We start from the raw sequence: 25910 nt of genomic DNA on the forward strand, positions 1-25910 counted from the left end.
CGTGCCGCCTCGGGGATCGGGTTCTCCGGGACGTCCGGGCGGGGGTCAGATCTGGATGATGGCGGCCTTCTCGCGGGTGTACTCCAGCACGGCGTCGTGCCCGTAGCCGGAGTCCTTGGTGCCGCCGAACGGCAGGCCCGGCGGCATCTGGCGGAAGGTGTTCACCCACACGGTGCCGCTCTGCAGGTCGCGGATGAATCGCTGGGCCCGGCCGAGGTCGCGGGTCCACACGCCCGCGGTGAGCCCGTAGGAGGAGTCGTTGGAGATCGCCAGGGCCTCGTCGTCGCTGTCGAACGGGATGGCCACGGCCACCGGGCCGAAGATCTCCTCCTGGCAGATGCGCAGAGCGTTGTCCGAGGTGGTGAACAGCGTGGGCGCCACCCAGTAGCCGTCGGGCATGGACGGGACCACGTCGGCTCCGGTCTGACCGCCGAACACCAGCTCGGCGCCCTCCTTCTCGGCGATCTCCAGGTAGGAGACGACCCGTTCGTACTGGCCCGCGGAGACGATCGGGCCCATCGTGGTGCTCATGTCGAGGGGGTCGGCCAGCTTGATGTGCGCCGCGATCGAGGCGATCCGCCCGATCATCTCGTCCCAGATCGACCGGTGGATCAGGATGCGGGATCCGGCCACGCAGACCTGCCCGGCGTTGCCGGTGTAGACCGAGTTGACCGTCACGCCCTGGGCGGCGGCGTCCAGGTCGGCGTCGGGGAAGACGATGTTCGGCGACTTGCCGCCGAGCTCGAACGTCATCGGTTTCAGGTTGTCGGCCGAGGCCCGGGTGATGGCCTGGCCGGTCTGGGTGGAGCCGGTGAGGCTGATCTTGTTGACCCCGCGGTGCCGTACCAGAGGGTCGCCGACGTCCTCGCCCAGGCCGCTGACGATGTTGAGCACGCCGGGCGGGAACACCTCGGCCAGCAACTCGCCCAGTCGCAGCACGGAGGCGCAGGCCTGCTCGGCGGGCTTGACGATCACGGTGTTGCCCGCCGCGAGCGCGAAGGCCACCTTGGCGGAGAACGTGGAGATGGGGGAGTTCCACGGGATGATGCACAGCGCCACGCCGTACGGCTCGCGGCGGGTGAGCCCCATGCTGTCGGGGCCGAGGATCACGGTCTCGCCCTTGACCGCGTCGATCACCTGACCGGCGGCGATCTGCCACAGATGGGTCATGCCGGGCAGGTCCTTCTTCAGCGTGTCCCGCAGGATGCGCCCGTTGTCCGTGGTCTCGATCCTGGCCAGCTCCTCGGCGTGCCGGGTGAAGGTCTCGGCCACCTTGCGCAGGAAGTGGGCTCTGCCGAGCGCGGGCATGCCCGACCACATCGGGAACGCCGCGCGCGCCGCGGCCACGGCGGCCTCGGCGTCAGCCTTGCCGCTGGCCGGGATGCGGGCCCACACCTCGCCGGTGGCGGGGTTGACCGAGTCCAGGGTGCGGCCGTCGGCCGCCGCCACCAGCCGGCCGCCGATCAGGTTGCGGTACTCGTTCACGCTTCATCTCCCGCGTCAGGCGTACTGGGAACGCAAACAAGCGTACGCTTGGTTTAGCGGGTCGCGGAAGCGGGGGATCCGTGATCGAGGGTTTTGTCGGGATCTGTTCTTGGCCGTGGTGTTCAGGCGGCCTTCGCCTCAGCGGGCCAAGATGTCGTCGAGGTCGTAGGAGACCGGGCGTTCGAGCTGCTCGTAGGTGCACGAGTCGGGGGTGCGGTCGGGCCGCCAGCGACGGAACTGGGCGATGTGCCGGAACCGCTCGCCCTCCATGTGGTCGTAGGCGACCTCCAGCACCAGCTCCGGCCGGAGCGGCACGAACGACAGGTCCTTGGTGGCGCTCCACTTGGAGATCGCGCCGGGCAGCGAGTCGGCGCTCCAGGGATGGCCGTCCTCGCTCACATACGGGGCGAGCTCCTCGATCAGCTCGGCCCGGCGCTTCATCGGGAAGGAGGACGCGACGCCGACATGGCGGAGCACGCCCTCGGAGTCGTGAAGCCCCAGGAGGAGGGACCCGACCACGGGGCCCGACTTGTGCTCCCGGTATCCGGCCACCACCACGTCGGCCGTCCGCTCGTGCTTGACCTTGGACATCACCCTCTTGTCCGGCTGGTACGGCAGGCTCCCCGGCTTGACCACGATGCCGTCCAGCCCGGCGCCCTCGAAGGTCCGGAACCACTCGGCCGCCTGCTCCTCGGAGGTGGTGATCGGCGTGAGCCGTACCGCGTCGCCCGCCCGGTCGAAGATCGATTCAAGTCTTTCGCGGCGGGCCGAGAACGGGGAGTCCAGCAGGGAGTCGTCGCCCAGGGCCAGCAGGTCGAAGGCGATGAACGACGCCGGAGTCTGCTCGGCCAGCAGCCTCACCCGCGAGGCGGCCGGGTGGATGCGCTGCTGCAGGGCGTCGAAGTCGAGGATCTGGCCGCCGCGGACGACGATCTCCCCGTCCACCACCACCCGGTCGGGCAGCTCGGCCTTCACCGCCTCGACCAGCTCGGGAAAGTAGCGGGTGAACGGCCGCTCGTTGCGGCTGCCGAGATAGACCTCGTCCCCGTCGCGGAACACGACGCATCGGAAGCCGTCCCACTTGGGCTCGTAGAACAGGGTGCCGTCCTGTGCGGGCAGGCCCTTGACGGGCTTGGCCAGCATCGGCGCGATCGGAGGCTCCACCGGTAGGTTCATCGCAGCTCCTTGGGCCTGGGAGACCCCGGGCCTCAGGCCGCGGGGAGGAAGTCGACGTGCCGCCTTGCCGTGAGGTCCGCGGCGAACGAACCCCGGCCGCCGCGCCCGGCCGCGGCCCCGCTTCGCTCGCCCGTCAGGACGCCCGAGCATATCGGGTGAACAGGAAACCGTCCTCCTCCAACACGTGCACCAGGCGAAGACGGGCCAGCGAGCCCGGCCCGTCGAGAACCCGGGCGGCGTCCCCGCCGATCAGCATCGGGCTCAGGGTCAGGCAGAGCTCGTCGACCAGGCCCGCCGCGGCGAGCTGGGCGTTGATCTTCGGTCCGCCCTCGCACAGCACCTTGCCGAGACCGCGCCCGGCCAGCTCCTTGATCGCCAGCGCCAGGTCCACCCGCTCGCTCCCGGCCACGATCACGTCGGCGTGCCTGGCGGCCTCCTGGCGGCGTTCCCTGGGGGCGGCGTCGCAGGTGATGACGATCGTCCGGGCGTCCGGCTCGGTCTCGGTGAACAGCGGGCTCGTCAGGTCCAGGTCGAGTCCGCGGGTGACCACGGCCACCGGAGGGGCGGCCGGACGGCCCTCGCGCAGCGCGCGCCACGACTCCCGCGGCCGGGCCGGGCGGTACCCCTCGGCCCGCACGGTCGCCGCCCCCGCCAGGACGACGTCGGCCAGCCCGCGCAGCACCCCGAAGACGCGGCGGTCGCCCTTGCCGGACAGCCCGCCGGACAGCCCTTCCAGCCAGGTCCCGCCGTCGGCGCTGGCGACCATGTTGAGCCGGACGCACCGGCCGCCCGGGTAGGCGTAGGCCCGCGCGATGTCGACGTCGTCGGAGGTCACAGGGTGAATGAGCCGCATTCTCCTACCTTGGCACAGCCGGACGGGACGGCGAACCGCGAGCGTTCCCGGCGCGGGCGATAACGGATTCGACATCCCTAGTGACTTCGGCTGACTCTCGTTACATGATTCCCTGGAGATCAGGGAGGCCGTGTGGGGCTGGTCACACTCGTGACGTGGTTGATCACCGCGATGGTCGGGGTCTACCTGCTGTATCTGTGGCTGTCCGGCGGGGGCCTGAGCCGGCAGGCGACCAAGGTCACCAGATTTCCCGCCGTGCTGATCTTCGCCCATCCGGCCCTGGCGGTCTCCGCCCTGGGCTGCTGGGTCGCCTACATGCTCACCTCCGAAAGAGCCTTCGCCTGGGCCTCGTTCGGGATGCTCGCGGCGGTCGCGCTGCTCGGCTTCGCCATGTTCACCCGCTGGCTGGGCGGCGGCCGCCACGCACGCGGCGCCGAGCAGCGCCTCCCCGTGTTCGCCGTCCTGCTGCACGGCGTCGCCGGGGTGGCCACGTTCGTCCTGGTGCTGCTCGCCGCCGCGGTCGCGACCGGCCTCTAGTCTCCTTCTAGCCCCGGCGCGATCCCGCTCCCGGCCCGGTGGAGGCCCGGCGGCAGCGGAGGATCTGCATGGAGTGCGCGGTGACCGTGACCGCGGCCTCCGCCGGCCAGAACACGTCGGGGAGCGGCCTTTCTCCCGGTCCGTCGTCGGCGGTGTCCAGCACGGCCTGCCACTTCGTCCCGTACTTCATCCCGGGGATGGTGAAGGTCAGGTCCTCATGATGGCCGTTGATCAGCAGCAGGAACGAGTCGTCCACGATCTGCTCGCCGCGCGAGCCCGGCTCGGTGATGGCATCGCCGTTCAGGAAGACGGTCAGCGACTTGGCGTAGCCGGTGTGCCAGTCGGAGGCCGACATCTCCTCGCCGGACGGGGTGAGCCAGACGATGTCGCGGGTGCCGTCTTCGGCCTTGCGGCCGTGGAAGAACCTGCGCCGCTGGAAGACGGGGTGCTCGCGGCGCAGATCGGACAGTCCTCTGACGAAGGCCAGCAGGTCTTGCTCGTCCTGGGCCAGTGACCAGTCGAGCCAGGAGGTCTCGTTGTCCTGGCAGTAGGCGTTGTTGTTGCCGTTCTGGCTCCGGCCGAACTCGTCGCCCGCCAGCAGCATCGGCACGCCCTGGGAGATGAACAGGGTGGTCAGGAAGTTTCGGCGCTGGCGGCGGCGCAGGCTGATGATGCTCGGACTGTCCACGGGGCCTTCGGCGCCGCAGTTCCACGAGCGGTTGTCGTCGGTGCCGTCGCGGTTGTTCTCCCCGTTGGCCTCGTTGTGCTTGCGGTTGTAGGAGACCAGATCCGTCAGCGTGAACCCGTCGTGGCAGGTGACGAAGTTGATGGAGGCCACCGGGCGGCGGCCGGAGGAGGCGTAGAGGTCGGCGGACCCGGTCAGCCGGGAGGCGAACTCGGGCAGCGCGGACCCGTTTCCGCGCCAGAAGTCGCGCACGCTGTCGCGGTATTTTCCGTTCCACTCCGTCCACAGGGGCGGGAAGTTGCCGACCTGGTATCCGCCGGGACCCACGTCCCACGGTTCGGCGATCAGCTTCACCTGGGAGATCACCGGATCCTGCTGGATCAGGTCGAAGAACGCGCTCAGCCGGTCCACGTCGTGCAGTTCGCGGGCGAGGGCGGCGGCCAGGTCGAACCGGAACCCGTCCACGTGCATCTCCAGGACCCAGTAGCGCAGCGAGTCCATGATGAGCTGCAGCGCGTGCGGGGAGCGGACGTTGAGGGAGTTCCCGCAGCCGGTGTAGTCGAGGTAGTAGCGCCGGTCTCCGTCGTGCAGCCGGTAGTAGGCCGCGTTGTCGATGCCCCGGAAACCCAGCGTGGGGCCCATGTGGTCGCCCTCGGCCGTGTGGTTGTAGACGACGTCGAGGATGACCTCGATCCCGGCCTCGTGCAGCGCCCGGACCATCGCCTTGAATTCGAGCACCTGCTGGCCGCGCTGTCCCGAGCTGGAGTAGGCGCCGTGCGGGGCCAGGTAGGCCATCGTGTTGTAGCCCCAGTAGTTCGTCAGCCCCCGGGCGACCATCGCGTGCTCGGGCACGAACTGGTGCACCGGCATCAGCTCGACCGCGGTGACGCCCAGGCTCAGCAGGTGCTCGATGACCGCCGGATGGCCCAGCCCCGCGTAGGTGCCGCGTTGTTCCTCGGGCACCGCGGGGTGGCGCATGGTGAGCCCGCGCACGTGCGCCTCGTAGATCACGGTCTGGTGGTACGGCGTGCGGGGCAGCCGGTCGGCGCCCCAGTCGAAGAACGGGTTGATCACCACGTTCTTCGGCATGAAGGGGGCGCTGTCGGCGTCGTTGCGCCTGGTCGGATCGGTGAACGGATAGGAGAACAACGCCTCGCTCCACGCCAGCTCACCCTCGATGGCCTTGGCGTAGGGGTCCAGGAGCAGCTTGGAGGGGTTGCACCGGTGCCCCCGGGAGGGCTCGTGGGGGCCGTGGACGCGATAGCCGTAGCGCTGCCCCGGCATGATCCCCGGGAAGTAGCCGTGCCAGACGAACCCGTCCACCTCGGGGAGGTCGAAGCGCTCCTCGCGGCCGTCGTCGTCGAAAAGGCACAGCTCAACACGCTCGGCCACCTCGGAGAACACCGAGAAGTTGGTGCCCACGCCATCCCAGGTGCCACCGAGTGGATACGGCTCTCCCGGCCAGACTTCGCGCATGTGGCCCTATTCTCCTTCAGTTACGCCTTCGTGTGCAGGGTGTTTTCGTTCTTGTCACCCTCATGCGGCGGGGGATCACGAATGGACGGACTGACCTGGCCTGCCTCGCCGGAGCATCGGGGGAAGCTCGCGAGGCGCACGGTCTTCTTCGGCTGCTTGCTGTCGATCGTCACCGACCGGATGTGCGGCCCGCAGCCGGGGGGTCGCGACCGGGGGGCACGGCGTCGCCGGGCGCCTCGGCCTCCGGGTGGTGTTCCGGCAGGATGAGGTTGCCTGAGTGTATGTGCCCCGGCCGACTGGGCGAAACGCTTGGCGAGGCTGTGACGTGCTGGTTCACCGCAGCGAGCCGGGGACGCGAGCCGGGGCCCTCGCGGTGGCGGGGGAGGAGCCGGGGCGCGGCCGCCCGTTCGTGGCCGCGCGTGCCCCCCGGCGGGACACGCGCGGTCACGCGAGAGCGGCGATCAGCTCACCAGCTCGGCGTTGAGGCTGATCGTCGTTCCCGCGAGGGCCTTGCTCACCGGGCAGTTGGCCTTGGCCGTCTCGGCCGCCGTCTGGAACTCCTCGGCGGACAGGCCCGGAACCTGGGCGCGAACCGAGATGACGATCCCGGTGATGCCCTCGCCCGGCTGGAAGGTCACATCGGCCCTGGTCTCCACCGACTGCGGCGGGGTGCCCGCCTGCGCCAGCCCATGGGACAGGGCCATCGAGAAGCAGGAGGAGTGGGCGGCGGCGATGAGCTCCTCCGGCGAGGTCTTGCCGTTGGCCTGCTCGGCCCGTGAGGGCCAGGACACGTCGAACGTGCCCACCCCGGAGGAGTCGAGCGAGACGATGCCCGAGCCGTCGAGCAGCGCGCCCTTCCAGTGAGTCGTCGCGGTACGTGTCGTCGCCATGGCGATGTCCTTTCGATCACGATGCGTTAACACCAACGACCCTACTCGTCCGGAGAGCGTCCTTTGGATCTTTGCCTGGGCCGAGGGTCCAGAGGGCGGCTCCCGGGCCGCGATGCTCGTTTCCGGTGCCCGTGGCGCCCTCTCGCCGCCTTCCCCCGGTCTTCGGTGGAAAGGTCGATGATGACTTTCCGTGGCCGTTTGAATGGAATCTGTAATCAAATCCTTGGTGTCGGACGTAAGAACCATGACGGCAGGTGGGAAGGGGCGGCCGTGTCGGAGGATGACGAGGAGAAATGGTTCGATTGGGCGTTCCGCACTTTCTATGAGCCCATATGGGCATACGCGGCACGCCGTGTCGGCCTCGCGGCGGCCGACGACATCGTCTCCTGCACCTTTCAGACCGCCTGGCGGAAGAGGCGGCGCATTCCCAAGGACGACGACCGGGCCATCATCGCCTGGCTGTACCGCGTGGCCTGGGGGCACGTGAGAAACGCGACCCGTGGCGAGTGCCGCAGGCAGCGGCTGCTGGGGCTGCTGAGGCAGCTGCCGTCCGATCCGCCCGAGGGCGGTTCCCACCACGAGGAGGAGGTCCGGACCGCGATGGAGACGGCCATGGCGCTGCTGCGCCCCAAAGACGGAGAGATCCTCCGCCTGCACTACTGGGAGGATCTCGGGGTCGAGGAGATCGGCGGGATCCTCGGCCTGACCCCCAACGCGGTCCGCGTACGGCTGTGCCGGGCGCGGCTGCGGCTGAGCGAGTCCCTGCGAGGGATGCGCCCGCGGTGCGAGGAAGGGGGCAGTGATGCGAGGTCATGACAGGGTCCGCGAGCTGATGGTCCGGCACAACCCGGTTCCCCCGCACGAGGTGGGGAGGCGGGTGCTCGGTCCCGAGGAGGAGGAGGTCCTGCGGCGGATACTGTGCGGTGACGCCCCGTCGCGGGCGAGGCGAAGAAGACCGGCCGCTCTCGCCGCCGCCCTGGGAGCCGTCGCGACGGTGCTGATCTCCGTCCATGTCCCGTCCGGCGACCGGCGGGCCCCGGCGCCCGCCACGGCCGCACTGTCGCCCCCGGGCCTCGCCGGTCGCGTCGGCCCGGAGATCCTGGAGGATCTGGCGAGGATCACCCACATTTCGAACACCGAACCCCTGCCGGACCCGTCGCCGCGCCCGATGTCGTCCTTTCCACAGGCCTCGCCCAAGCTGCTGGAGCTGGCCGCTCTCGCGGCGGCCCGGCCGCGCCCCCCGGCCGGGCCGTGGAGCTACGTCGCGACCGAGGAGTGGCTGATGTCCACCACGGTGGAAACCGGCGGGGCGGCCTCACGGGTCGTGCCGTGGCTGGTCCAGCGGTGGACGCCGGTGAGCGGGAAGGGCACCTGCCGGAGGGTGCGGACGGCGGGCAGGCCGTTCGAGGGCGGCGGCTGGGAGGGAATCCCGCCGGAGGCCGGGCGGTCGATTCCCGCGCCGTCCCGGGAGGAGGGGCGCGTGGCGGATCTGCGGCCGAGGGCGAACGCGCTGTCGCGGTCCGGGCCGGTGCTCCGCGACCAGCTCCTCGGCACCGAGCCGCAGGTCACGATGACACGGACGCGGCGCCTCGTCAGGGCGGTGGAGAACCTGCACTCCCATGACGTGGTGGAGCCGGCGCTGACGGCGGTGCTGTGGCGGGTCCTGGCGGCTCAGGACGACCTGAGGTCGCTCGGGCAGGTCAGGGACCGGCGGGGAAGGCCGGGGCAGGCGTTCGGGTTCGAGGACGGGCCCTTGCTGGGGGTGCTCGTCGTCAGCTCGGCGACCGGGGGTCTTCTCGCGACCGAGCTCATCCGGGTCGCGCGCACGCGCGGTCACGAGATCCGCCGTCCCGTCGTCGAGGAATACCGGACATATGTCATCGGCAGATGGGTGGGCGGTGTCGGGGAGACCTCGTGACCGGCGGGCCGCGAGACGGAGCGCCACATGATCGGCGCCCCGCTCAAAAACCGGAAAATTCAACCGTCTGGCGATCAGTGGCATTCGCGCAGATTGGGATGGGCGTTCACCCAGTGCTGCCCGCTGACGTCGCCCGCGTCGCCGTAGCCCTCCATGGAAAGGAAGCAGGTTCCCTGGTCGTATTTGCTCTTCTTGACGAAGAAGACAAACGGGCGGTCGTTTTTTATGGACATTATGGTTATCGTCCCGTTTAGTTTTCTCGTCCCCGTCACCTTGACGGCCTGGCGGGACCCTTCGAACGCCCTGCGGTCGTACAGGCACACCGCGTTGCCCGGGATGCCGTCCTCGTCGCAGTCGTGCTCCGTGTCCCGGCGCGCGGGGCCGCAGGACGGGGGGCGGAACGTGATCACCTCTCCGCCGTCGTCATAGGCGACCACGTCAGGTGGGATGAACGTGCCGCCCGGCGCTTTCGCGAGTTGCTCCCCGACCGCTCGGGCGATGTCGCTCTGGCAGGGGGAGGGGTGGTCCGCGGCGGAGGCCGGCGCCGGTGCGAAAAGGATGTTTGCGAAGAGGATGGTGCATGCCGCGCTCAGTTCCTTCGGGCTTATTCTCATGATTAGTCCTTTTTGATGGGAATCGCTCGCGACTGCGATGGCCGATCGGCTTTCGAGGGCAGAGGGTAGACCAGGGGCGGGCGAGGCGTCGGTAAGGAATCGCATTCTTTGCCCCAGCGAATGTTCACGCGACCGCCTGTAATGAACAATCCCCCACCGGACGTTTATCACCGGGAACATTTCTTCGGCAGGACGGAGAACTCCGGATGAGGACCCCCCCTTCGAGCCGCACGAGACACCGCGACCCGCTGCCGCGGGACGGCAGCAGAGACTGCGGGGTGCTGGAACGGGTGATCCACCGGGGCTGGTCCGGAACGCCGCGGCGCGAACTGGTGGTCGCGGTGGACGAGCTGGCCGGCCTGCCGGTTCATCTGGCGACCCGGCTGGCCGAGGACCTCGACGGGATCTGGCTCGGCGCCGACGTGCTCCCCGAGCTCCCCGAGCCGGACGACTCCTGCGACGCCCGGGTGGCGGCCGGATCCGCCGGGGTCTACATGGGGCGCACGATCGTCATCGCGGGCGGGGCGCACTCCTCGGGAGCGCTGGTCCACCACATGATCGGACATGTGCTGTGCGACCTGGACGAGATGGACGAGACCCCGGAATGGCAGCGGATCATGAAGCTCTGCCGCCCGCTGCTCGCGCTGGACCGCTACCGGGACCGCCCGTCCGAATGGTGGGCCGAGACCTATGCGCTGTGCGCGAGCCGCAGGGTCGACCGGCTCACCCGGTTACTGGCCGACGATGGCAGGGCCGCCGCGGCCGTGGCGGCCTACCACCAGAGACGTCAGGGCTGGGTCAGATGACGGCCCGCTCGATGAGGGCGTCCAGGTCCAGGCGCGAGGACAGCGTGCCGAAGGCGCGGCCCGCCTCACCGGACAGGCGGGAGGCGCAGAAGGCGTCGGCGACGGCCGGAGGCGCCAGCCGTACGAGCAGGGAGCCCTGCAGGACCAGGGCCATGTCCTCGGCGATACGGCGGGCACGGACCTCGATGTCGGTCAGGTCGCCCAGAGACTTGCGCAGGCGGTCGGCCGCCTCGTCCAGTCGCCGGTCGGCCCCGGCGGCGAGCGAGACCTCGGTGAAGAAGGCCTCCTGGGCCTCGGGCTCGCGCCCCAGGGCGCGCAGCACGTCCAGCGCCGCCACGTTTCCCGAGCCCTCCCAGATGCCGTTGAGCGGCGACTCGCGGAACAACCGCGGCATCTGCGACTCTTCGACATAACCGTTGCCGCCCAGGCACTCCAGCGACTCGGCGGCGTGGGCGGGGCCGCGCTTGCACACCCAGTATTTGCCGACGGCCAGTGCCGTACGGCGCAGCGCGCTCTCGTCCCGGTCTCCGGCGATCGCCCGGTCGGTGGCTCCGGCCAGCCGCGTCATCAGGGTGGTCGCGGCCTCGGACTCCAGGGCCAGGTCGGCCAGGACGTTGCGCATCAGGGGCTGGTCGATCAGCTTCCTGCCGAACGCGCCGCGGTGTGTGGCGTGGTGCACGGCCCGGGTCACGCCGTACCGCATGCCAGCCGCAGAGCCGATCACGCAGTCGAGCCGGGTCATGTTGACCATCTCCAGGATGGTCCGCACCCCCCGGCCCTCCTCGCCGACCAGCCAGGCGACGGCGCCGTGGTACTCCACTTCGGCGCTGGCGTTGGACTTGTTGCCCAGCTTGTCCTTCAGCCGCATCAGGTGCATGGCGTTGCGGGTGCCGTCGGGCAGCACCCGGGGGAGCAGGAAGCACGACAACCCGCCGGGAGCCTGGGCGAGAACCAGGAACACATCGCACATCGGGGCGGAGTTGAACCATTTGTGCCCGGTCAGGGCGTAGCTTCCGTCACTCAGGGGTTCGGCGCGGGTGGTGCCGGCGCGGACGTCGGAGCCGCCCTGCTTCTCGGTCATCGCCATCCCGGCGAGCACCCCGCGCTTGCCGAGCGGCGGACGCAGCCCGAAATCGTAGCTGCGGGAGGCCAGCAGGGGTTCCCACTCGGCGGCGAGCACGGGGTTGTGGCGCAACGCGGCGACCGAGGCGTAGGTCATGGAGATCGGGCAGCCGTGCCCCGCCTCGACCTGGCTCCAGATGTAGAACTTGGCCGCGCGGGCCACGTGCGAGCCCGGCCGCGCGCTCGACCACGGGGCGGCGTGCAGGCCGTTCTCGACCGCGACGGTCATCAGCTCGTGCCAGGCGGGGTGGAACTCGACCTCGTCGATCCGGTGGCCGTACCGGTCATGGGTGCGCAGGACGGGCGGATGCTCGTTGGCCAGCCGTCCCCACTCCCCGGCCTGCTCCGATCCGGCGAGGGTGCCGAGCCGGCGCAGGTCTCCCACGGCCCAGTCGGCGTTCTCGCGGACCACGCCCGAAAGGAGCGCGGCGTCCGCGGACACGTCATGACCGGTGAACGGGGGAACCTGGTTGAAGACGTCATGGGTCACGTGCGGCCTCCGATGGACTCGTCTGAACTCGCGCCGGTTTCTGCCACTCATCTCAGCACTCCCGGCGGATCTCCACACCCCCGGGTGGGTGCTGGAGGCGGCGCACGCGACTTCGGGGAGGCCGGACCCCGAAGCAAGGGCCGGGCGAGGACCCTCGCCCGGCCCGGTGCTCTAGGGGTTCTTCACCATGTCGCGGACGTAGTCGTCGTCCTCGTCGCTCTCGGCGAGCACGCGCGCCACGCCCCTCTGGGCGCGCGGGTCGCCCCGCCTGGCCAGGCCCCGCGTCGCCTCCGCCACCGTGGTCAGGTCCTCGTCGTCGAGCCGCGCGGCCAGCGCGTCACGGATCTGCCCGGTGTCCTCCGGCAGCCCCGCCAGGCCCATGGTCGCCCAGTCGCGCACCTCCTCGTCGGGGTCCTCCGTCATGGAGATGAGCAACGCGAGCCCCTCGGCATGGCCCGGGGGAAGGACGGCCGCCAGCGCGGCGGGGTCGGCCTGGGTGCGGGTCCAGCCCTCGGCGGTGACGATCTCCAGGACCGCGGGCAGGGCCCGCGGGTCGGCGTGGTGGCCCAGCGCGCCGAGCACCGAGCGCAGCACCCGCTCGTCGCCCTCGGTGGCCGCCATCCGCTGCAGGATGGGCAGCGTCCGCTCAAGGTAGGGCTTGTCGTCCTCGGTGAAGCCGAACTCCGCGAGCACGTCGACGGCGAACTCCCGCTTGCGCGGGTCCTCGCTGACGCACAACCGGGCCGCGGCGTCGAAGGTCTCCTCGTCTCCCCGGCGGCTCAGCGAGCTCGCCACCGTCCACCAGGTCTCGGCCTCCTCGTCGATGTCCCGGTACGGCAGCGCCCGCTCGACCAGCTCGTCGAAGGGCAGCCGCCGCTCGGTCGCGTCCTCCAGGAGGGTGGCGATGGCCGCGTGGCCGCGCTGGCACCGAACCTCCATCCCGGGCCTGCCGTCCGGTCCCACGGCGGTGACGGTCACCAGGTCGGTGCCGTCCTTGGCGCGGGTGCGGCCCACGACGAACTGGGAGCCCTCGGGGGCCGTCTCGGTGAGCTGCTCCAGCAGCGCGCTCTCCAGCTGCGTGCCCAGCCAGTCGTAGGCGATGTCCAGCGGGGTGTCACCCTCGCCGTCCGGCCGGCCGGGGTCGGCTCCGTGGTCGAGCAGCACGCGCACGGCGCCCAGCGCCCCGCGCCGGGTGGCCAGGGTGAGGGCGGGCTCACCGCCCACGTTGGCGTCTTCGGGGTCGGCTCCGGCCTCCAGCAGCGCCTGCAGCGTGTCGGCCCACCCGTTCGAGGCGGCCCAGAGCAGGGCGGTCCATCCGAAGCTCTCCCTGCGGTTCGGGTAGGCCCCGGCCCGCAGCAGCATCTCCACGACCTCGACGCGGTCCCAGGCCGCGGCCCCGCACAGGGGCAGCCCCTCGTCCTCGCCGCCGCTGATCCGGTTGGGATCGGCGCCGTGGGCCAGCAGCGCGCGCACGATCGCCACATGGCCGCCCACCGAGGCCCGGTACAGCGCCGTCGCCTCCGCCTCGCCCTCCGGATCCGCGCTCGTCCCGCCCTGGAGCAGGCGCTCGACCCGCTCGGCGTCCTTGCCTGCCACCGCGTCCAGGAGTTCTTCATACATGCCTCCGGATCATAGGCGCTGGCCGTCCGGTCCCGCCGGGCCAGGTGGGGCGCGCCGGCTGGAGGAGTAGGCCGCAACCTCCTCCTTCCGAAGGATCCAGCGCGAGGACAACTCGCGATATGTTGTGAGTTATGAATGATCCCGGTGCCATACGGGCCTCGGACGCCGAGCGGGAGGCCGTCGTCGAGCGGTTGCGCGTCGCCTCCGTCGAGGGGCGCCTGACCCTCGGGGAGCTGACCGAGCGCACCGAGGCCGCCTACACCGCCGTGACCCAGGCGGAGCTGGCCGTCATCACCTCCGACCTGCCGTCATCCGGTCAGGCGCCGGCGCCCGCCTACACGCCGGCCCAGGCCACCGAGCCTCGGGAGGGCCGGGCACGGCGCTGGTTCGTGGCCGTCATGGGCGACTCCAAGCGCCAGGGCAAGTGGCGGATCGACCAGGGGCTCGGCGCGGTCTCCGTCATGGGCGACGTCGTGCTCGACCTGCGCGAGGCCGAGGTCCGCACCGGCGTGGTGGACATCGTGGCCACCGCGGTCATGGGCGACGTGAAGATCATCGTTCCGGACGGCGTGGATGTCGAGCTCGACGGAATCGCGATCATGGGAGACAAGAAGGTCCAGGTCGTCGAGGCGCCCCCCGGCATGACCGTGCCGCTCATCCGGGTCAGGGCCTACGTGCTGATGGGCGACGTCAAGGTGATCGGCGACTCGAAGGCCAAGCCCGTCAAGAAGGCCTGGGCCGCCTGGCGGGAGCAGTGGCGCGAGATGCGCGGCGAGCTCATGGGCGAACCGGGGCACCCCCTGCCGCCGTCCGGCCCGCACCACCAGCTGCCCTACTCCCACGGGCCGTCCTCTCACGGGTCGCACCCCCACCAGTTCCACCCGGCCCAGCCCCCGCAGCCACCCCAGCCCCCGCAACCTCCATATCCACCACAGCCCCCGCAACCCCCGGGTCACTGAGGGGCTGAACGCCCGGCTCGTTTCCTCACTCTTCGGCAAGACGTCCCGGACGCGTGCAACGTCTCAGGGCGGCCAGCGCGTAGTGATCGGTGACGGACACCGAAAAGTGAGGACCCCGAATGCGAGATCGGGCCGATTTCGAGCGCTATGTGGAGCAGCGCTCGGCCCGCCTGCTGCAGACGGCCTACCTGCTGTGCCGCGACTGGGGTACGGCGGAGGATCTTCTGCAGACGGCGCTGGCCAAAGCGTGGTTCGCCTGGCGGCGGGTGGGTGACAACCCCGACCCGTACGTCTACCGGATCCTGGCCAACACCCACGCCTCCTGGTGGCGGCGCAGGTGGCGGGGCGAGGTGCCGACCGGCGCCCTGCCCGACGTGGCGGGAGAGGACCAGACGGGCGCGGTCGGGACGCGGGAGGCGGTCCGGCAGGCTCTCGCCGTACTGCCCGGCAGGCAGCGGGCCGTGATCGTCCTGCGCTACTTCGCCGACCTGCCCGACCCGCAGATCGCCGAGGTTCTCGGCTGTTCGGTGGCGACCGTTCGCAGCCAGGCCAGCCGGGCGCTGGCCAGGCTGCGCGTCGATCCCGCGGCGATCGCCGCGATCACCACGGGGAGCTGAGATGACGATCACCGAATCCGACCTGCGCGAGATCCTGAGCCGGGAGAGCGAAGACGGTCTGCACAGGGGCGTGACCGTCGCCGACGTCGACCGGCGCGTCCGCAGGATCAAGCGCCGCCGCCTCCGGGCACTGGGGGGAGCGGTCGCGGCGGGACTCGCCGTCGCGGCGGCGTTCACCCTGCCCGGGGGCGGCACCGTCGCGGTCCCCGACGACATCTGGACCGGGGTCATGGCCCAGCCGTCGCCGCGGTACGGCGCCCGCGCGATCACCGACACCATCATGGTGAAGAGGTTCTCGGCCATGGGTGAGCGGGTCGCCTTCGACCTCCCTGAACGGCGGCGCGAGTGGATGTCGTCGGTCATTGTCTACTGCCCGTTCCAGTCAGAGGTCCTCTACTGGGAGGACGGCGTTTACCACACCGCCCGCCCGTGTACCGACGGAGTGGTGGAGGAGACGAAGGAAGGGGAACGGGTCTCCGTGGTCGGCCTGCCGGATGTGGACTCGGACACCAGGCGCCTGGAAGTCGCGGTGGTCCCGCCGGGCTCGATCAAGAAGCTGGGCCGGGCGTTGATCGACGACAGGGACGCCCGGCAGGTCGTGAGGGATGCCGGAAAGAGCCGCGCCGACATGAGAATCGTGATCATGGCCACCCGGTACGAACCGTGTGACAGCGGTACGGACTGCCGCTTCGCGGATGAGAGCTCGGCTCGCCCCGGCCCGGCGTCAGGCGGTGGCTGACCGGTCCTCGGTGCGCAGGGCCTGCTCGTAGCGCTCGACCAGCACGGCCGCGAGCTCCGGGGCGGCGCCGAGCACGTCGGCGACGACCTCGGCTCCCGCCGCCAGGGTGGTGGCGCGGATCTTGTCGGCGAAGTAGCCCGGGGCCAGCAGGTAGGGGGCCACGACCACGCGGGGGGCTCCGGCGTCGAGGAGCCGCCGTACCTCCTGCTCGGGGGTGGGCTCGGCGGCCGAGGCGTAGGCGGCGGTCACCGACCACCAGCCGCGCCGCCTGGCCCAGTCTCCGGCGATCCCGGCGACCGTCGCGTTGGCCCGCGGGTCGCTGGAACCGGCCGAGACCAGCACCACGGCGGTGCCGGGGTCTCCGGGCTCCACCCCGGCCTCGGCCAGGCGCCGCTCCAGGGCGGTGACCAGCAGGGGGTGCGGGCCCAGGGTGGCGCCCCTGCGCACGCGCAGCAGCGGACGGCGGGCCGTCGCCTCGGCCAGCGCGCCGGGGATGTCCACACGGCTGTGGTAGGCCTCGGTGAGCAGCAGCGGCAGCACCGCCGCCTCGGTCAGCCCGGACAGCGCCATGGCGAGCGTCGGCGGGGCGTGGTCGAGGTAGGCGGTGCGCACGGGGATCTCCGGGCGTGCCAGCCGTACCAGGTCGAGCAGGTCCTCCACGGTCGCGGCGGCGCGCGGATCACGCGATCCGTGCGCCACCGCGATCAGCGGTGGCGCGGACGCGGCATCGCGGACGTGCCACGTCATAGATGCAGCCCGCATTCCGTCTTGGCCATTCCGGCCCAGCGGCCGCTGCGCGGGTCCTCGCCCGGGGCCACCTGGCGGGTGCAGGGGGCGCAGCCGATCGAGGGGTAGTTGTCGTAGTGCAGCGGGTTGATGAGCACGCCGTTGTCGGTCATGTAGTTGTCGACGTCCTCCTGCGTCCAGGAGGCGATCGGGTTGATCTTGACCATCTGGCGCTTGGCGTCCCACTCCACGACCTTGACACCGGCGCGGGTGGTGGCCTCGTCGCGGCGGATGCCGGAGACCCAGGCGAGGTACGGCTCCAGCGCCCGGTTCAGCGGCTCGACCTTGCGCAGGTAGCAGCACAGGTCGGGGTTGCGGCCGAACAGGCGCGGACCGAGGTCGCGCTCCTGCTCGTCCACCGTCCGCGACGGCTTCACGTCGATCACGTTCACGTCGTAGACCTGCCGCACGGCGTCACGGGTGCCGATCGTCTCGGCGAAGTGGTAGCCGGTGTCGATGAACAGCACGTCCACGCCCGGCTTGACCCTGCTGACCAGGTCGATCAGCAAGGCGTCGCTCATCGAGGAGGTCAGGCAGAGCCGGTCGCCGAAGGTGGCCGCCGCCCAGCGGATGATCTCGCGGGCGGGGGCGCCCTCCAGGAACCGCGAGGCCGACTCGACGATGTCCTGCAGGTCGAACGCACTTCGCTGCTGACGCAGCCCGATCTCGATGTCCACCAGTGTCATCGGTTGCTCACCACTCCCAGTTCGCTACGGTTCACAACCGCACTCCGATTCCGAGAAACTTCAGCTTGAAGGCGCGGACGCACGAGCGGCAGTACCAGCCGCCGTCGCCCTCGTAGGGTTCGAGGTCCTCTTCACCGCAGTAGGGGCAGTGGAAGGGAACCGCTCGCTCACTCATGGCCCCTCCTCACCCCGCGGTTCGCCGGGTCCGTTCGCGAGATGGCGCCGTGCCCGGCGGCCCGCCCGCCGTGCCGCCTCATTTGAGGTCCTCCTCGTCGGCACGCTGGACCCAGTCGGCGAAGGTCTCGCCCTCGTTCTTCTGCTTCTCGAAGTTCTTGACGACGCGTTCCACGTAGTCGGGGAGCTCCTCAGCGGTGGCCTTCAGGCCGCGGACCTTGCGGCCGAAGCCCGGGTTGACGCCCAGCGAGCCGCCCAGGTGGATCTGGAAGCCCTCGACCTGCTCGCCCGCCTCGTTGACGACGAGCTGGCCCTTGAGGCCGATGTCGGCCACCTGGATGCGCGCGCAGGAGTTCGGGCAGCCGTTGACGTTGATGGTCAGCGGCTCCTTGAAGTCCGGAAGGCGCCGCTCCAGCTCGTCGATCAGGTTGGCCGCGGTGGCCTTGGTCTCGACGATCGCCAGCTTGCAGAACTCGATGCCGGTGCAGGCCATGGTCTGGCGGCGGAAGGTGGAGGGGTTGACCCGCAGGTCGTTGGCCTCCAGCTCGGCGACGATGCTGTCCACCCGGTCGGGTGCCACGTCGAGGATGACCATCTTCTGCTCGACCGTGGTGTGCACCCGGTTGGAGCCGTGCCGCTCGGCGATGTCGGCGATCAGGTGGAGCCTGTCGCCGTCGAGGCGGCCGACCTTGGGAGCGAAGCCGACGTAGAAGTTGCCGTCCTTCTGCGGGAAGACGCCCACGTGGTCCCTACGGCCGCCGCGCGGCAGCTCGGGCGCGGGTCCGTCGGGCAGGGTGTAGCCGAGATATTCCGTTTCGAGAACTTCCCTGAACTTCTCGACGCCCCAGTCGTTGATGAGGAACTTGATCCGGGCCCGGTGCCGCAGGCGGCGGTAGCCGTAGTCACGGAAGATGCCGATCACACCGCCGTAGACCGGGGCGACCTGCTCCGGGGTGAGGAAGACGCCCAGCCGCTTGGCCAGCATCGGGTTGGTCGACAGGCCGCCGCCCACCCACAGGTCGAAGCCCCTCTCGCCCCGCTCGTTGACCACACCCACGAACGCCACGTCGTTGATCTCGTGCACGGTGCAGTGCGCCGGGCAGCCGCTCACCGCGGACTTGAACTTGCGCGGCAGGTTCGAGAACGCCGGGTCGCCGATGTAGGTGTCGTGGATCTCGCGGATCTGCGCGGTGGCGTCGATGACCTCCTCGCTGTCGATCCCGGCCAGCGGGCAGCCCAGGATGACGCGCGGGGTGTCGCCGCAGGCCTCGGTGGTGGACAGGCCCACCGCCTCCAGCCGCTTCCAGATGTCCGGGACGGCCTCGATCTCGATCCAGTGGAACTGGACGTTCTGCCGGTCGGTGATGTCGGCGGTGCCCCTGCCGTACAGGTTGGAGATGTCGGCGATGGTGCGCAGCTGCTCAAGGTCGAGCCGGCCGCCGTCGATGCGGACCCGGAGCATGAAGTAGCGGTCGTCGAGCTCCTCCGGGTCCAGGATCGCGGTCTTGCCGCCGTCGATCCCGGGCTTGCGCTGGGTGTAGAGCCCGTACCAGCGCATCCGGCCCCGCAGGTCGGCCGGGTCGATGGAGTCGAAGCCGCCCTTGGCGTAGATGTCGATGATCCGCTGACGGACGTTGAGCCCGTCGTCGTTCTTCTTGTTCTCTTCGTTCTTGTTTAAGGGCTCGCGGTAGCCGAGTGCCCACTGGCCTTCGCCACGCGGGCGCTTGTGGTGGCGGTTAGCCGGTCTGGCCGGGGTTGTCATGTGCGCGTCCTTTGTGGATCGGTGGGTGATTTCCAGACGCGCGCAGGCAAGGCGGCACCTCCCGCCTCATCGTTGAGTGCGGGGGCCGGTTTACTCAGATGAGGACGCCTGACGACGCGCCCGAGCTGGGTGAAATCAGCGGGGGGCGACGGTCAACGGACGTCACAACAGATGGCACTGCGGACACGCAGAAGGTCGACGTGGCGTCGCACGACGAGCAATGGGTCCGCTGGCATGTCCCTGACGATACCTTGATGGTCTGAGATGTCCAATATCTCGTCCACACTCTGGACTCCGCCAAGACTCAACCTTGGCGTTGCCAGCCCAGAGGAGACTCCCTGGGCTTCTCGGCGGCCTGGTGCTGGCAGTCGCACCACGAGCCGCCCCGGCACCTGTCGTGCCGGTGCTCCTTGCACTCTTCGCAGATCACCTTTCCATTGTGCGGCTGTTCCCTCTAGAACATCGCTCGGTTAACCTTGCCTGAGCCGGGACGAGGGAGGCGCCGTGGGCCTGATGGACGAGTTGCTGGCCGATCTGCGCGCGGAGAGCGCCGAGCTCGACGCCATGATCCCAGGACTCGATCCCGAGGCCTGGGAGTTGCCGACCCCCGCCGAGGGCTGGGCGGTACGCGACCAGATCAGCCATCTCGCCTGGTTCGACGACGCCGCCGTCACCGCCGCGACCGACCCCGAGGGTTTCCGCGCCGCGCTGCCGGCCCTCCTCGCCCGCGGGGACTCCATGGTCGACGAGCTCGCGGTCGCCGCGCGCGACCTCGCGCCCGCCCGGGTCTACGACTGGTTCCGCACCTCCAGAGCCCGCAGCCTGGAGGTCTTCGCCGGGCTGGACGCAAAGGCCAGGCTGCCCTGGTACGGGCCCGACATGTCGGTCGCGTCCTTCGTCACCGCGCGGTTGATGGAGACCTGGGCCCACGGGCAGGACGTGGCGGACGCGCTCGGCGTCGTGCGGGTCCCGACCGCCAGGCTCAGGCACGTGGCGACGCTCGGGGTCCGGGCCATGCCGTACGGCTTCGCGATGCGCGCTCTGACGCCGCCCGCGGATCCGGTGCGGGTGGAGCTGACGATGCCCGACGGGTCGCCGTGGGCGGCGGGCCCGGCCGAGGCCGCCGACGTGGTCAGGGGGCCGGCGCTCGACTTCTGCCTTCTGGTGGTCCAGCGCCGTCACCTCGACGACACCTCGCTGGAGGTGAAAGGCGAGACCGCGCGGGCGTGGATGCGGGTCGCCCAGGCTTTCGCCGGGGCTCCGGGCAAGGGACGGGCGCCGCTCGGCTCAGGGGCATATCAGGGAAACACCCCATAGAACCGGTCTGATCCGCTCTGACATGCTCAGATCATGCGGACTCTTTTGAATGTCATATGGCTGGTGTTCGCGGGGATCTGGCTGGCTCTCGGCTACGTCGTCGCGGGCGTCATCTGCTGCATCCTGATCATCACGATCCCCTTCGGCATCGCGTCGTTCCGGATCGCGGCCTACGCGCTGTGGCCTTTCGGGCGGACCGTGGTGCGCGACCCCGACGCGGGTCTCATGTCCACGCTGGGAAATGTGATCTGGTGTGTCGTGGCCGGGATCTGGCTGGCGATCGGGCACCTGCTGACCTCGATTCCGCTCTTCCTGTCGATCATCGGCATCCCGCTGGGGATCGCGAACATCAAGCTGATTCCCGTCTCCCTGCTGCCGTTGGGCGCCCGGATCGTCGACGTGGACGACCCGGTGGCGTTTTATCGCAGGTAGCCCGGGTAACGGACACGAGATTCGATCGTTGCCGACCGGACTCGTGATCAAGCGCGGGTAGGAATACCGTTGTGTGCCATGACGTCCACTGATGCCCCGGCGCACCGGCCAGGGCCCAAGAAGCGCTCACCACGCGGGCGCGGGGCCAGGCTGCGCGCCGGGCTGTCCTGGGTGCGCGGGACGGACGTCTGGGCGCTGATCAGCGCCACGACGAACGCGGGCGTCACCTACCGCGTCACCGGCCTGGCCGGTGAGGCCGCCTTCTTCGCGCTGCTGTCACTGCCGCCGTTCATGCTCGGCCTGGTCGGAGTGCTCGGCCTGCTCACCCCCGTGTTCGGTCCCGAGACGGTGCAGACCGTCAGAGCCTGGATCGACGACCAGGCCCACCTGCTGTTCACCGACAACGCCGTGGACACCGTCGTCACCCCGCTCGTCGAGGACGTGCTGAAACCGCAGAACCAGGTCTCGCTGATCTCGCTGGGATTCCTGCTGGCGCTCTGGTCGGGCTCGCGGGCGCTGTTCGTCTACGTCGACCTGATCTCGGTCGCCTACGGGCTCGGCGAGGAGCGCGGCATCATCCGCACCCGCCTGATGTCCTTCGGCCTCTACCTCGCGGGCCTGCTGATCGGGCTGCTCGTCATGCCGGTCCTGGTCCTCGGGCCCGTGGCGCTGCGCGACGCCCTGCCGCCCGACTACGCCGTGCTGGTGGACCTCCTCTACTGGCCGGTGGTCGTCGTCGGCTCGGTGGTCTTCCTCACCCTGCTGTACCACGTGAGCGTGCCGGTGCGGACCCGCTGGTGGCGGGAGCTGCCCGGGGCCGTGCTCGCGTTCGTCATCTGGATCGCCTGCGCCGCCGTGCTGCGCTCGGTGCTCGCCGCGTGGTTCTCCCCGGTCTCCATTTACGGCTCTCTCGCCGCCCCGATCGCGGTGCTCCTGTGGCTCTACATCACCGCGCTGGCCGTGCTTATCGGAGCCACGCTCAACGCCGAAGTGGACCGGCTCTGGCCTGCGGACGGCGCGGGCCGCGTCAGCCGGGCCGCCTAGTCCGCTATCGTCTAAAGCGCGACTGGCGCATTGGGTGGGAGAGACCACCGGGGAGCGTAATAGCGCAAGGCCGTGCGCCTGGGTCTCGCGCGCGATGTCCACGATGACAGGGGAGTGAAGGCGCCATGAGTTCTCTTTCTAACGTCGATCCGCAGATCGCCGAGCTCATCAAGGCCGAAGAGCGCCGTCAGTCCGACACCGTCAAACTGATCGCGTCGGAGAACTACGTCTCGAAGGCCGTTCTCGAAGCCACCGGCACCGTTCTCACCAACAAATACTCCGAGGGCTATCCCGGCAAGCGCTACTACGAGGGTCAGCAGGTCATCGACCAGATCGAGACCCTCGCGATCGATCGGGCCAAGTCCCTGTTCGGCGTGAACCACGCCAACGTCCAGCCCTACTCGGGCTCGCCCGCGAACCTGGCCATCTACATGGCCTTCCTGAACCCGGGCGAGACCGTGATGGGAATGGGCCTGCCGTTCGGCGGCCACCTCACCCACGGCTGGTCGGTCTCGGCCACCGGCAAGTGGTTCAACCCGGTCCGGTACGGCGTCCGCCAGGACACCGGCCGCATCGACATGGACGAGGTCCGTGAGCTGGCTCTCCGCGAGCGGCCCAAGCTGATCTTCTGCGGTGGCACCGCGATCCCGCGCACGATCGACTTCCCGGCCTTCGCCGAGATCGCCCGCGAGGTCGGCGCCGTGCTCGCCGCCGACATCGCCCACATCGCCGGTCTGGTGGCCGGTGGCGCCCACCCGTCGCCGGTCGGCCACGCGGACGTCATCTCCACCACCACCCACAAGACCCTGCGCGGCCCCCGTGGCGCCATGCTCATGGCCACCTCCGACGAGCACGCCACGGCGCTCAACAAGGCCGTCTTCCCGGGTCTGCAGGGCGGTCCGCACAACCACACCACCGCGGCCATCGCGGTGGCGCTGAAGGAAGCGGCGACCGACGGCTTCAAGGACTACGCCCGCCAGGTGGTCATGAACGCCAAGGCGCTGGCCGAGGAGCTCAGCAGCCGCGGGTTCGACCTGGTCTCCGGCGGCACCGACAACCACCTCATCCTGCTCGACCTGACCCCCAAGGGCATCGGCGGCAAGCCCGCCGCCCAGGCCCTGGACAAGGCCGGTCTGGAGACCAACTACAACACCGTGCCGTTCGACACGCGCAAGCCGTTCGACCCGTCCGGCATCCGCATCGGCACGGCCGGTGTGACCAGCCGGGGCATGGGCGTGGCCGAGATGCGCCAGATCGGCGCCTGGATCGACCAGGTCGTCACCGCCCTGGCCAAGGACGAGGACGAGGTCAAGCACGTCATCACCCGGGTTCACGGCGAGGTCAGGGAGCTGACCTCGCACTTCCCGGCCCCGGGTCTGTGAGCTGATCCGCGAGGGCCCCGGGACGCGAGGTTCCGGGGCCCTTCGCGCGACTGCGGCCGGGACACGGATAAATGGGTTTGCGTGGGGTGGGCGGGGCTGCGCTAGAGTTTTTCCCACGACGCCGGTCGCGAAGACAAGCGACCCCGAACTGTGGAGGTGAGGATCTATGCGGGTTGTTCTGACGAACCTGCCGTCCATCAACCTCCGGGTGCCCGTCTGACCGACTTCCAACGGGGCACCCGGCCTTCGAAAAGGGTGTACCCACGTTGTCTTCGCCAATCGGCTCTGCTTCTTCTGTTCTGTTCTCGCTCGGCTGGAACGACTCTCTCGCCGCCGAGCTTCCCGCCGGTCTGATCCCCGCCCGGGTGGCCCGCGTCGATCGCGGTGCCGCCGAGGTGCTGTCCGCCGACGGTCACGTCCAGGCCCACTACAGCGCCCAGGTACGGCGGGCCGCCGCCACCGATCCCGTCGCCCTGCCCTGCGTCGGGGACTGGGCCGCGCTCCGGAGGCTGCCCGAGGGCCGCTTCGAGCTGGAAACGCTCCTGCCCCGCCGCACCGCGTTCGTGCGCGGCGGCGTCGGCAGGCTTTCCCGGGGCGGCCTCTCCGGAGACTCCCAGGGACAGGTTCTCGCCGCCAACGTCGACGTCGTGTTCGTCGCCGAGCCGGCTCTGCACTCCACCGACACCGCCGACCTGGGCCGGATCGAGCGGCTGCTCGCGCTGGCCTGGGAGAGCGGGGGCACGCCGGTGGTGCTCATCACCAAGTCCGACCTCATCGGCGAGGGTCTCGACTTCCTGATGGGGGAGGTCGCCACGGCGGCGCCGGGGGTGGACGTGCACGCGATCTGCTCCGTCACCGGCGAGGGCGTCGACATCGTGCGCGGCTACCTGGAGGGCACGCGCACCGCCGTGGTGCTCGGCGCCTCGGGTGCGGGCAAATCCACGCTGGTCAACGCTCTGGCGGGGGAGACGGTGATGGAGACGCAGCAGGTCAGGGCCAATGACGGCCGGGGCCGCCACACCACGGTGCACCGCGAGCTCATCCCGCTCAAGGGCGGCGGCCTCGTCATCGACACCCCCGGCATCCGCCGCGTCGGCCTGTACGACATGGGGGAGGGCGTGGACATGGTCTTCTCCGACATCGAGGACCTCGCCATGCGATGCCGGTTCGCCGACTGCGGCCACGACAGCGAGCCCGGTTGCGCGGTGATCGCCGCGATCGAGGACGGCACGCTTCCCGAGCGGCGGCTGGAGAGCTGGAACAAACTCCAGCGCGAGGCCACCTGGATGGCGTCCAGAACCGACGCGCGGCTCCGCAAGGAGCTGCAGAACAAGTGGAAGGTCATCCACAAGGAGATGCGGAAGCCGGGCCGTAACCGTCCGTAACCGCCCGTGACGCCCGTGCGCGCCGGGACGCGCACCCGCTCCCGCGTGGAGCGGGTGCGCGTCCGCGCCGGTCCGCCATGGGGCTTTTCGTTTCACCTGTTCAGCGAGGGTTGCGTGCTCGGCGGTCCGGTGAATATTGCTGTGAGTAGTGTTTTAGCTACTCTGCGTAGGCAATCTTTCGAATGTGATCGCCGGTTCGCGCGGATGCGGGTTGCCCCGGCGCCGCTGGGCGGCGTCGTGGATCGCGATCCTCGTCTGTCTCGGGCTCTGCCTGGGGTGGGACTCGGGCGTTCCGGGCCTGGTCGGCGGACCCGTCGTCGAGGCCGTCGCGGGCGATGCGCATCCCCTCGACGAGTCGCCCGCCGTACCCGCACCCCGTGACATCGGGGACAGGCGTGAACCGCGTGTTCAGGCCGACAGGCCCGAGGTGCCCGCCGTCGTCGTGACGAACCCGCCCGCGAGCGGGCAACCCAATCGGAAGGGGAATTCCGGGATCTCGCCGGTCGTGCCGGCGACAGGACCCGATCGGCTGATCTTGCTGAGTGTCTCTCGCATATAGATCCGGCGGTTCGCCGTCCGGATCAGCACAGCACCCATGCGAGGAGAGAGCACATGCGAGAGATTCATGCCGTCGCCGAGGACTGGGAGTTCCAGTGCCTGCGCTGCCTGTATGTCTGGGAAGACCTCTATGAGGCCTGTCACGCGGACGACGGGCGCCCGGTCATGTGGCGCAGGAAGGGTTTGGTCACCACACCGCCGTGGGTGGACCAGACCTGCCCGAACTGCTCGGCGTCCCAGGTGAAGCCGCTGCCGTCGCGCGGCCGACGGGGCACTCCGGGGATTCCCCCGCAAGGCTGATCGCCCGCGGATGATCGGCGCGGCTGGGGCGTGGCGCACATCGTGCGGGACTCCCGGACCGCGCTGCGACGACGTGTGATCTCGCAGGGGGAAACAG

At 70.1% G+C, this 25910-nt stretch carries 26 protein-coding genes and 1 riboswitch; of the genes, 13 read left to right on the forward strand and 13 right to left on the reverse strand.

Annotated features, from left to right (window positions below):
• Positions 1-45 precede the first annotated feature (45 nt).
• The 3 genes from ACFY2X_RS36275 to ACFY2X_RS36285 form a co-directional block, all read right to left on the reverse strand.
• Positions 46-1485 carry an aldehyde dehydrogenase family protein gene (locus ACFY2X_RS36275; RefSeq protein WP_389947576.1) on the reverse strand — a complete coding sequence of 480 codons (1440 nt, stop codon included), beginning with the start codon at positions 1483-1485 and terminating at the stop codon, positions 46-48.
• Between the two features lie 138 nt (positions 1486-1623).
• Complete coding sequence (locus ACFY2X_RS36280; protein WP_389947578.1) at positions 1624-2661, reverse strand: ATP-dependent DNA ligase; 1038 nt, start codon at positions 2659-2661, stop codon at positions 1624-1626.
• A 133-nt stretch (positions 2662-2794) separates the two neighbouring features.
• Entirely contained in the window at positions 2795-3514 is a 720-nt protein-coding gene (locus ACFY2X_RS36285) for a pyrimidine reductase family protein (RefSeq protein WP_389947580.1), read from the reverse strand.
• A gap of 132 nt (positions 3515-3646) precedes the next feature.
• Between ACFY2X_RS36285 and ACFY2X_RS36290 the strand changes: the two genes are divergently transcribed.
• Positions 3647-4051, forward strand: a complete 405-nt coding sequence (locus tag ACFY2X_RS36290) for a hypothetical protein (protein WP_389947582.1) — start codon at positions 3647-3649, stop codon at positions 4049-4051.
• A gap of 7 nt (positions 4052-4058) precedes the next feature.
• On the opposite strand, the gene glgX is transcribed toward ACFY2X_RS36290, so the two are convergent.
• Positions 4059-6212 carry a glycogen debranching protein GlgX gene (gene glgX, locus ACFY2X_RS36295; protein WP_389947584.1) on the reverse strand — a complete coding sequence of 718 codons (2154 nt, stop codon included), beginning with the start codon at positions 6210-6212 and terminating at the stop codon, positions 4059-4061.
• Between the two features lie 461 nt (positions 6213-6673).
• Entirely contained in the window at positions 6674-7102 is a 429-nt protein-coding gene (locus ACFY2X_RS36300) for an OsmC family protein (RefSeq protein ID WP_389947586.1), read from the reverse strand.
• A 270-nt stretch (positions 7103-7372) separates the two neighbouring features.
• Here ACFY2X_RS36300 and ACFY2X_RS36305 point away from each other — a divergent pair, with 270 nt between their 5' ends.
• Both ACFY2X_RS36305 and ACFY2X_RS36310 read left to right on the forward strand, forming a co-directional pair.
• A complete protein-coding gene (locus ACFY2X_RS36305) occupies positions 7373-7918 on the forward strand; it encodes an RNA polymerase sigma factor (protein WP_389947588.1) in 546 nt (181 codons plus the stop codon).
• Positions 7905-9020 carry a hypothetical protein gene (locus ACFY2X_RS36310; RefSeq protein ID WP_389947590.1) on the forward strand — a complete coding sequence of 372 codons (1116 nt, stop codon included), beginning with the start codon at positions 7905-7907 and terminating at the stop codon, positions 9018-9020. Before ACFY2X_RS36305 ends, ACFY2X_RS36310 begins: the two co-directional genes overlap by 14 nt.
• 74 nt (positions 9021-9094) lie before the next feature.
• On the opposite strand, the gene ACFY2X_RS36315 is transcribed toward ACFY2X_RS36310, so the two are convergent.
• Complete coding sequence (locus tag ACFY2X_RS36315) at positions 9095-9634, reverse strand: hypothetical protein (RefSeq protein ID WP_389947592.1); 540 nt, start codon at positions 9632-9634, stop codon at positions 9095-9097.
• 206 nt (positions 9635-9840) lie between these two features.
• On the opposite strand from ACFY2X_RS36315, the gene ACFY2X_RS36320 reads away from it, so the two are divergent.
• A complete protein-coding gene (locus tag ACFY2X_RS36320) occupies positions 9841-10440 on the forward strand; it encodes a hypothetical protein (RefSeq protein ID WP_389947594.1) in 600 nt (199 codons plus the stop codon).
• On the opposite strand, the gene ACFY2X_RS36325 is transcribed toward ACFY2X_RS36320, so the two are convergent.
• Positions 10433-12052 (reverse strand): isovaleryl-CoA dehydrogenase, encoded by a 1620-nt coding sequence (locus ACFY2X_RS36325; protein ID WP_389947595.1) that lies wholly within the window; start codon positions 12050-12052, stop codon positions 10433-10435. The genes ACFY2X_RS36320 and ACFY2X_RS36325 overlap by 8 nt on opposite strands.
• 171 nt (positions 12053-12223) lie before the next feature.
• Positions 12224-13672, reverse strand: coding sequence for an ankyrin repeat domain-containing protein (locus tag ACFY2X_RS36330; protein ID WP_389947597.1), 1449 nt, complete (start codon positions 13670-13672; stop codon positions 12224-12226).
• 131 nt (positions 13673-13803) lie between these two features.
• Between ACFY2X_RS36330 and ACFY2X_RS36335 the strand changes: the two genes are divergently transcribed.
• From ACFY2X_RS36335 to ACFY2X_RS36345, 3 genes are all read left to right on the forward strand, one after another.
• Entirely contained in the window at positions 13804-14631 is an 828-nt protein-coding gene (locus tag ACFY2X_RS36335) for a DUF1707 domain-containing protein (protein ID WP_389947599.1), read from the forward strand.
• 119 nt (positions 14632-14750) lie between these two features.
• Entirely contained in the window at positions 14751-15248 is a 498-nt protein-coding gene (locus tag ACFY2X_RS36340) for a SigE family RNA polymerase sigma factor (protein ID WP_389947600.1), read from the forward strand.
• A 1-nt stretch (position 15249) separates the two neighbouring features.
• Positions 15250-15987: a hypothetical protein gene (locus tag ACFY2X_RS36345; RefSeq protein WP_389947602.1), complete on the forward strand. Its 738-nt coding sequence runs from the start codon at positions 15250-15252 to the stop codon at positions 15985-15987.
• On the opposite strand, the gene ACFY2X_RS36350 is transcribed toward ACFY2X_RS36345, so the two are convergent.
• The 4 genes from ACFY2X_RS36350 to ACFY2X_RS36365 all read right to left on the reverse strand — a co-directional run bounded on the left by ACFY2X_RS36350 (position 15973) and on the right by ACFY2X_RS36365 (position 19395).
• Positions 15973-16734, reverse strand: coding sequence for a sirohydrochlorin chelatase (locus ACFY2X_RS36350; RefSeq protein WP_389947605.1), 762 nt, complete (start codon positions 16732-16734; stop codon positions 15973-15975). The genes ACFY2X_RS36345 and ACFY2X_RS36350 overlap by 15 nt on opposite strands.
• Positions 16731-17459, reverse strand: a complete 729-nt coding sequence (locus tag ACFY2X_RS36355; protein WP_389947607.1) for a phosphoadenylyl-sulfate reductase — start codon at positions 17457-17459, stop codon at positions 16731-16733. Before ACFY2X_RS36355 ends, ACFY2X_RS36350 begins: the two co-directional genes overlap by 4 nt.
• Before the next feature lie 31 nt (positions 17460-17490).
• Positions 17491-17634 (reverse strand): Insertion element protein, encoded by a 144-nt coding sequence (locus tag ACFY2X_RS36360; RefSeq protein ID WP_389947609.1) that lies wholly within the window; start codon positions 17632-17634, stop codon positions 17491-17493.
• A gap of 78 nt (positions 17635-17712) precedes the next feature.
• Complete coding sequence (locus ACFY2X_RS36365) at positions 17713-19395, reverse strand: nitrite/sulfite reductase (RefSeq protein ID WP_389947611.1); 1683 nt, start codon at positions 19393-19395, stop codon at positions 17713-17715.
• A 513-nt stretch (positions 19396-19908) separates the two neighbouring features.
• On the opposite strand from ACFY2X_RS36365, the gene ACFY2X_RS36370 reads away from it, so the two are divergent.
• From ACFY2X_RS36370 to rsgA, 5 genes are all read left to right on the forward strand, one after another.
• Positions 19909-20712, forward strand: a complete 804-nt coding sequence (locus tag ACFY2X_RS36370) for a TIGR03084 family metal-binding protein (RefSeq protein ID WP_389947672.1) — start codon at positions 19909-19911, stop codon at positions 20710-20712.
• Positions 20713-20745: 33 nt separating this feature from the next.
• Positions 20746-21144: a YccF domain-containing protein gene (locus ACFY2X_RS36375; RefSeq protein WP_389947613.1), complete on the forward strand. Its 399-nt coding sequence runs from the start codon at positions 20746-20748 to the stop codon at positions 21142-21144.
• Between the two features lie 78 nt (positions 21145-21222).
• The gene (locus tag ACFY2X_RS36380; RefSeq protein ID WP_389947614.1) at positions 21223-22188 is read left to right on the forward strand and encodes a YihY/virulence factor BrkB family protein; all 966 of its coding nucleotides are present in this window, start codon (positions 21223-21225) and stop codon (positions 22186-22188) included.
• Positions 22189-22196: 8 nt separating this feature from the next.
• A riboswitch (ZMP/ZTP riboswitch) is annotated at positions 22197-22279 on the forward strand.
• A gap of 34 nt (positions 22280-22313) precedes the next feature.
• Positions 22314-23570, forward strand: a complete 1257-nt coding sequence (gene glyA, locus ACFY2X_RS36385; protein WP_389947615.1) for a serine hydroxymethyltransferase — start codon at positions 22314-22316, stop codon at positions 23568-23570.
• Between the two features lie 266 nt (positions 23571-23836).
• Positions 23837-24955 (forward strand): ribosome small subunit-dependent GTPase A, encoded by a 1119-nt coding sequence (rsgA, locus tag ACFY2X_RS36390; protein WP_389947616.1) that lies wholly within the window; start codon positions 23837-23839, stop codon positions 24953-24955.
• 408 nt (positions 24956-25363) lie between these two features.
• Here the strand turns inward: rsgA and ACFY2X_RS36395 are convergent, their stop codons facing one another.
• Positions 25364-25543 (reverse strand): hypothetical protein, encoded by a 180-nt coding sequence (locus ACFY2X_RS36395; RefSeq protein WP_389947617.1) that lies wholly within the window; start codon positions 25541-25543, stop codon positions 25364-25366.
• Positions 25544-25567: 24 nt separating this feature from the next.
• Between ACFY2X_RS36395 and ACFY2X_RS36400 the strand changes: the two genes are divergently transcribed.
• Complete coding sequence (locus tag ACFY2X_RS36400) at positions 25568-25813, forward strand: hypothetical protein (protein ID WP_389947618.1); 246 nt, start codon at positions 25568-25570, stop codon at positions 25811-25813.
• The last annotated feature ends 97 nt before the right edge of the window (positions 25814-25910 follow it).

Source organism: Streptosporangium sp. NPDC000396 (genome assembly GCF_042898655.1).
Classification (GTDB): Bacteria; Actinomycetota; Actinomycetes; order Streptosporangiales; family Streptosporangiaceae; genus Streptosporangium.

Excerpts from the sequence above, each read along its gene's own strand:
- ACFY2X_RS36355 (WP_389947607.1), bottom strand. The coding sequence starts at position 17,459 with ATGACACTGGTGGACATCGAGATCGGGCTGCGTCAGCAGCGAAGTGCG.
- ACFY2X_RS36300 (WP_389947586.1), bottom strand. The coding sequence starts at position 7,102 with ATGGCGACGACACGTACCGCGACGACTCACTGGAAGGGCGCGCTGCTC.
- ACFY2X_RS36365 (WP_389947611.1), bottom strand. The coding sequence starts at position 19,395 with ATGACAACCCCGGCCAGACCGGCTAACCGCCACCACAAGCGCCCGCGT.
- ACFY2X_RS36380 (WP_389947614.1), top strand. The coding sequence starts at position 21,223 with ATGACGTCCACTGATGCCCCGGCGCACCGGCCAGGGCCCAAGAAGCGC.
- ACFY2X_RS36375 (WP_389947613.1), top strand. The coding sequence starts at position 20,746 with ATGCGGACTCTTTTGAATGTCATATGGCTGGTGTTCGCGGGGATCTGG.
- ACFY2X_RS36315 (WP_389947592.1), bottom strand. The coding sequence starts at position 9,634 with ATGAGAATAAGCCCGAAGGAACTGAGCGCGGCATGCACCATCCTCTTC.
- ACFY2X_RS36400 (WP_389947618.1), top strand. The coding sequence starts at position 25,568 with ATGCGAGAGATTCATGCCGTCGCCGAGGACTGGGAGTTCCAGTGCCTG.
- ACFY2X_RS36335 (WP_389947599.1), top strand. The coding sequence starts at position 13,804 with ATGAATGATCCCGGTGCCATACGGGCCTCGGACGCCGAGCGGGAGGCC.
- ACFY2X_RS36280 (WP_389947578.1), bottom strand. The coding sequence starts at position 2,661 with ATGAACCTACCGGTGGAGCCTCCGATCGCGCCGATGCTGGCCAAGCCC.
- ACFY2X_RS36285 (WP_389947580.1), bottom strand. The coding sequence starts at position 3,514 with ATGCGGCTCATTCACCCTGTGACCTCCGACGACGTCGACATCGCGCGG.
- ACFY2X_RS36330 (WP_389947597.1), bottom strand. The coding sequence starts at position 13,672 with ATGTATGAAGAACTCCTGGACGCGGTGGCAGGCAAGGACGCCGAGCGG.
- ACFY2X_RS36370 (WP_389947672.1), top strand. The coding sequence starts at position 19,909 with ATGGACGAGTTGCTGGCCGATCTGCGCGCGGAGAGCGCCGAGCTCGAC.
- glgX (WP_389947584.1), bottom strand. The coding sequence starts at position 6,212 with ATGCGCGAAGTCTGGCCGGGAGAGCCGTATCCACTCGGTGGCACCTGG.
- ACFY2X_RS36320 (WP_389947594.1), top strand. The coding sequence starts at position 9,841 with ATGAGGACCCCCCCTTCGAGCCGCACGAGACACCGCGACCCGCTGCCG.
- ACFY2X_RS36345 (WP_389947602.1), top strand. The coding sequence starts at position 15,250 with ATGACGATCACCGAATCCGACCTGCGCGAGATCCTGAGCCGGGAGAGC.
- ACFY2X_RS36310 (WP_389947590.1), top strand. The coding sequence starts at position 7,905 with ATGCGAGGTCATGACAGGGTCCGCGAGCTGATGGTCCGGCACAACCCG.
- ACFY2X_RS36340 (WP_389947600.1), top strand. The coding sequence starts at position 14,751 with ATGCGAGATCGGGCCGATTTCGAGCGCTATGTGGAGCAGCGCTCGGCC.
- ACFY2X_RS36360 (WP_389947609.1), bottom strand. The coding sequence starts at position 17,634 with ATGAGTGAGCGAGCGGTTCCCTTCCACTGCCCCTACTGCGGTGAAGAG.
- glyA (WP_389947615.1), top strand. The coding sequence starts at position 22,314 with ATGAGTTCTCTTTCTAACGTCGATCCGCAGATCGCCGAGCTCATCAAG.
- ACFY2X_RS36350 (WP_389947605.1), bottom strand. The coding sequence starts at position 16,734 with ATGACGTGGCACGTCCGCGATGCCGCGTCCGCGCCACCGCTGATCGCG.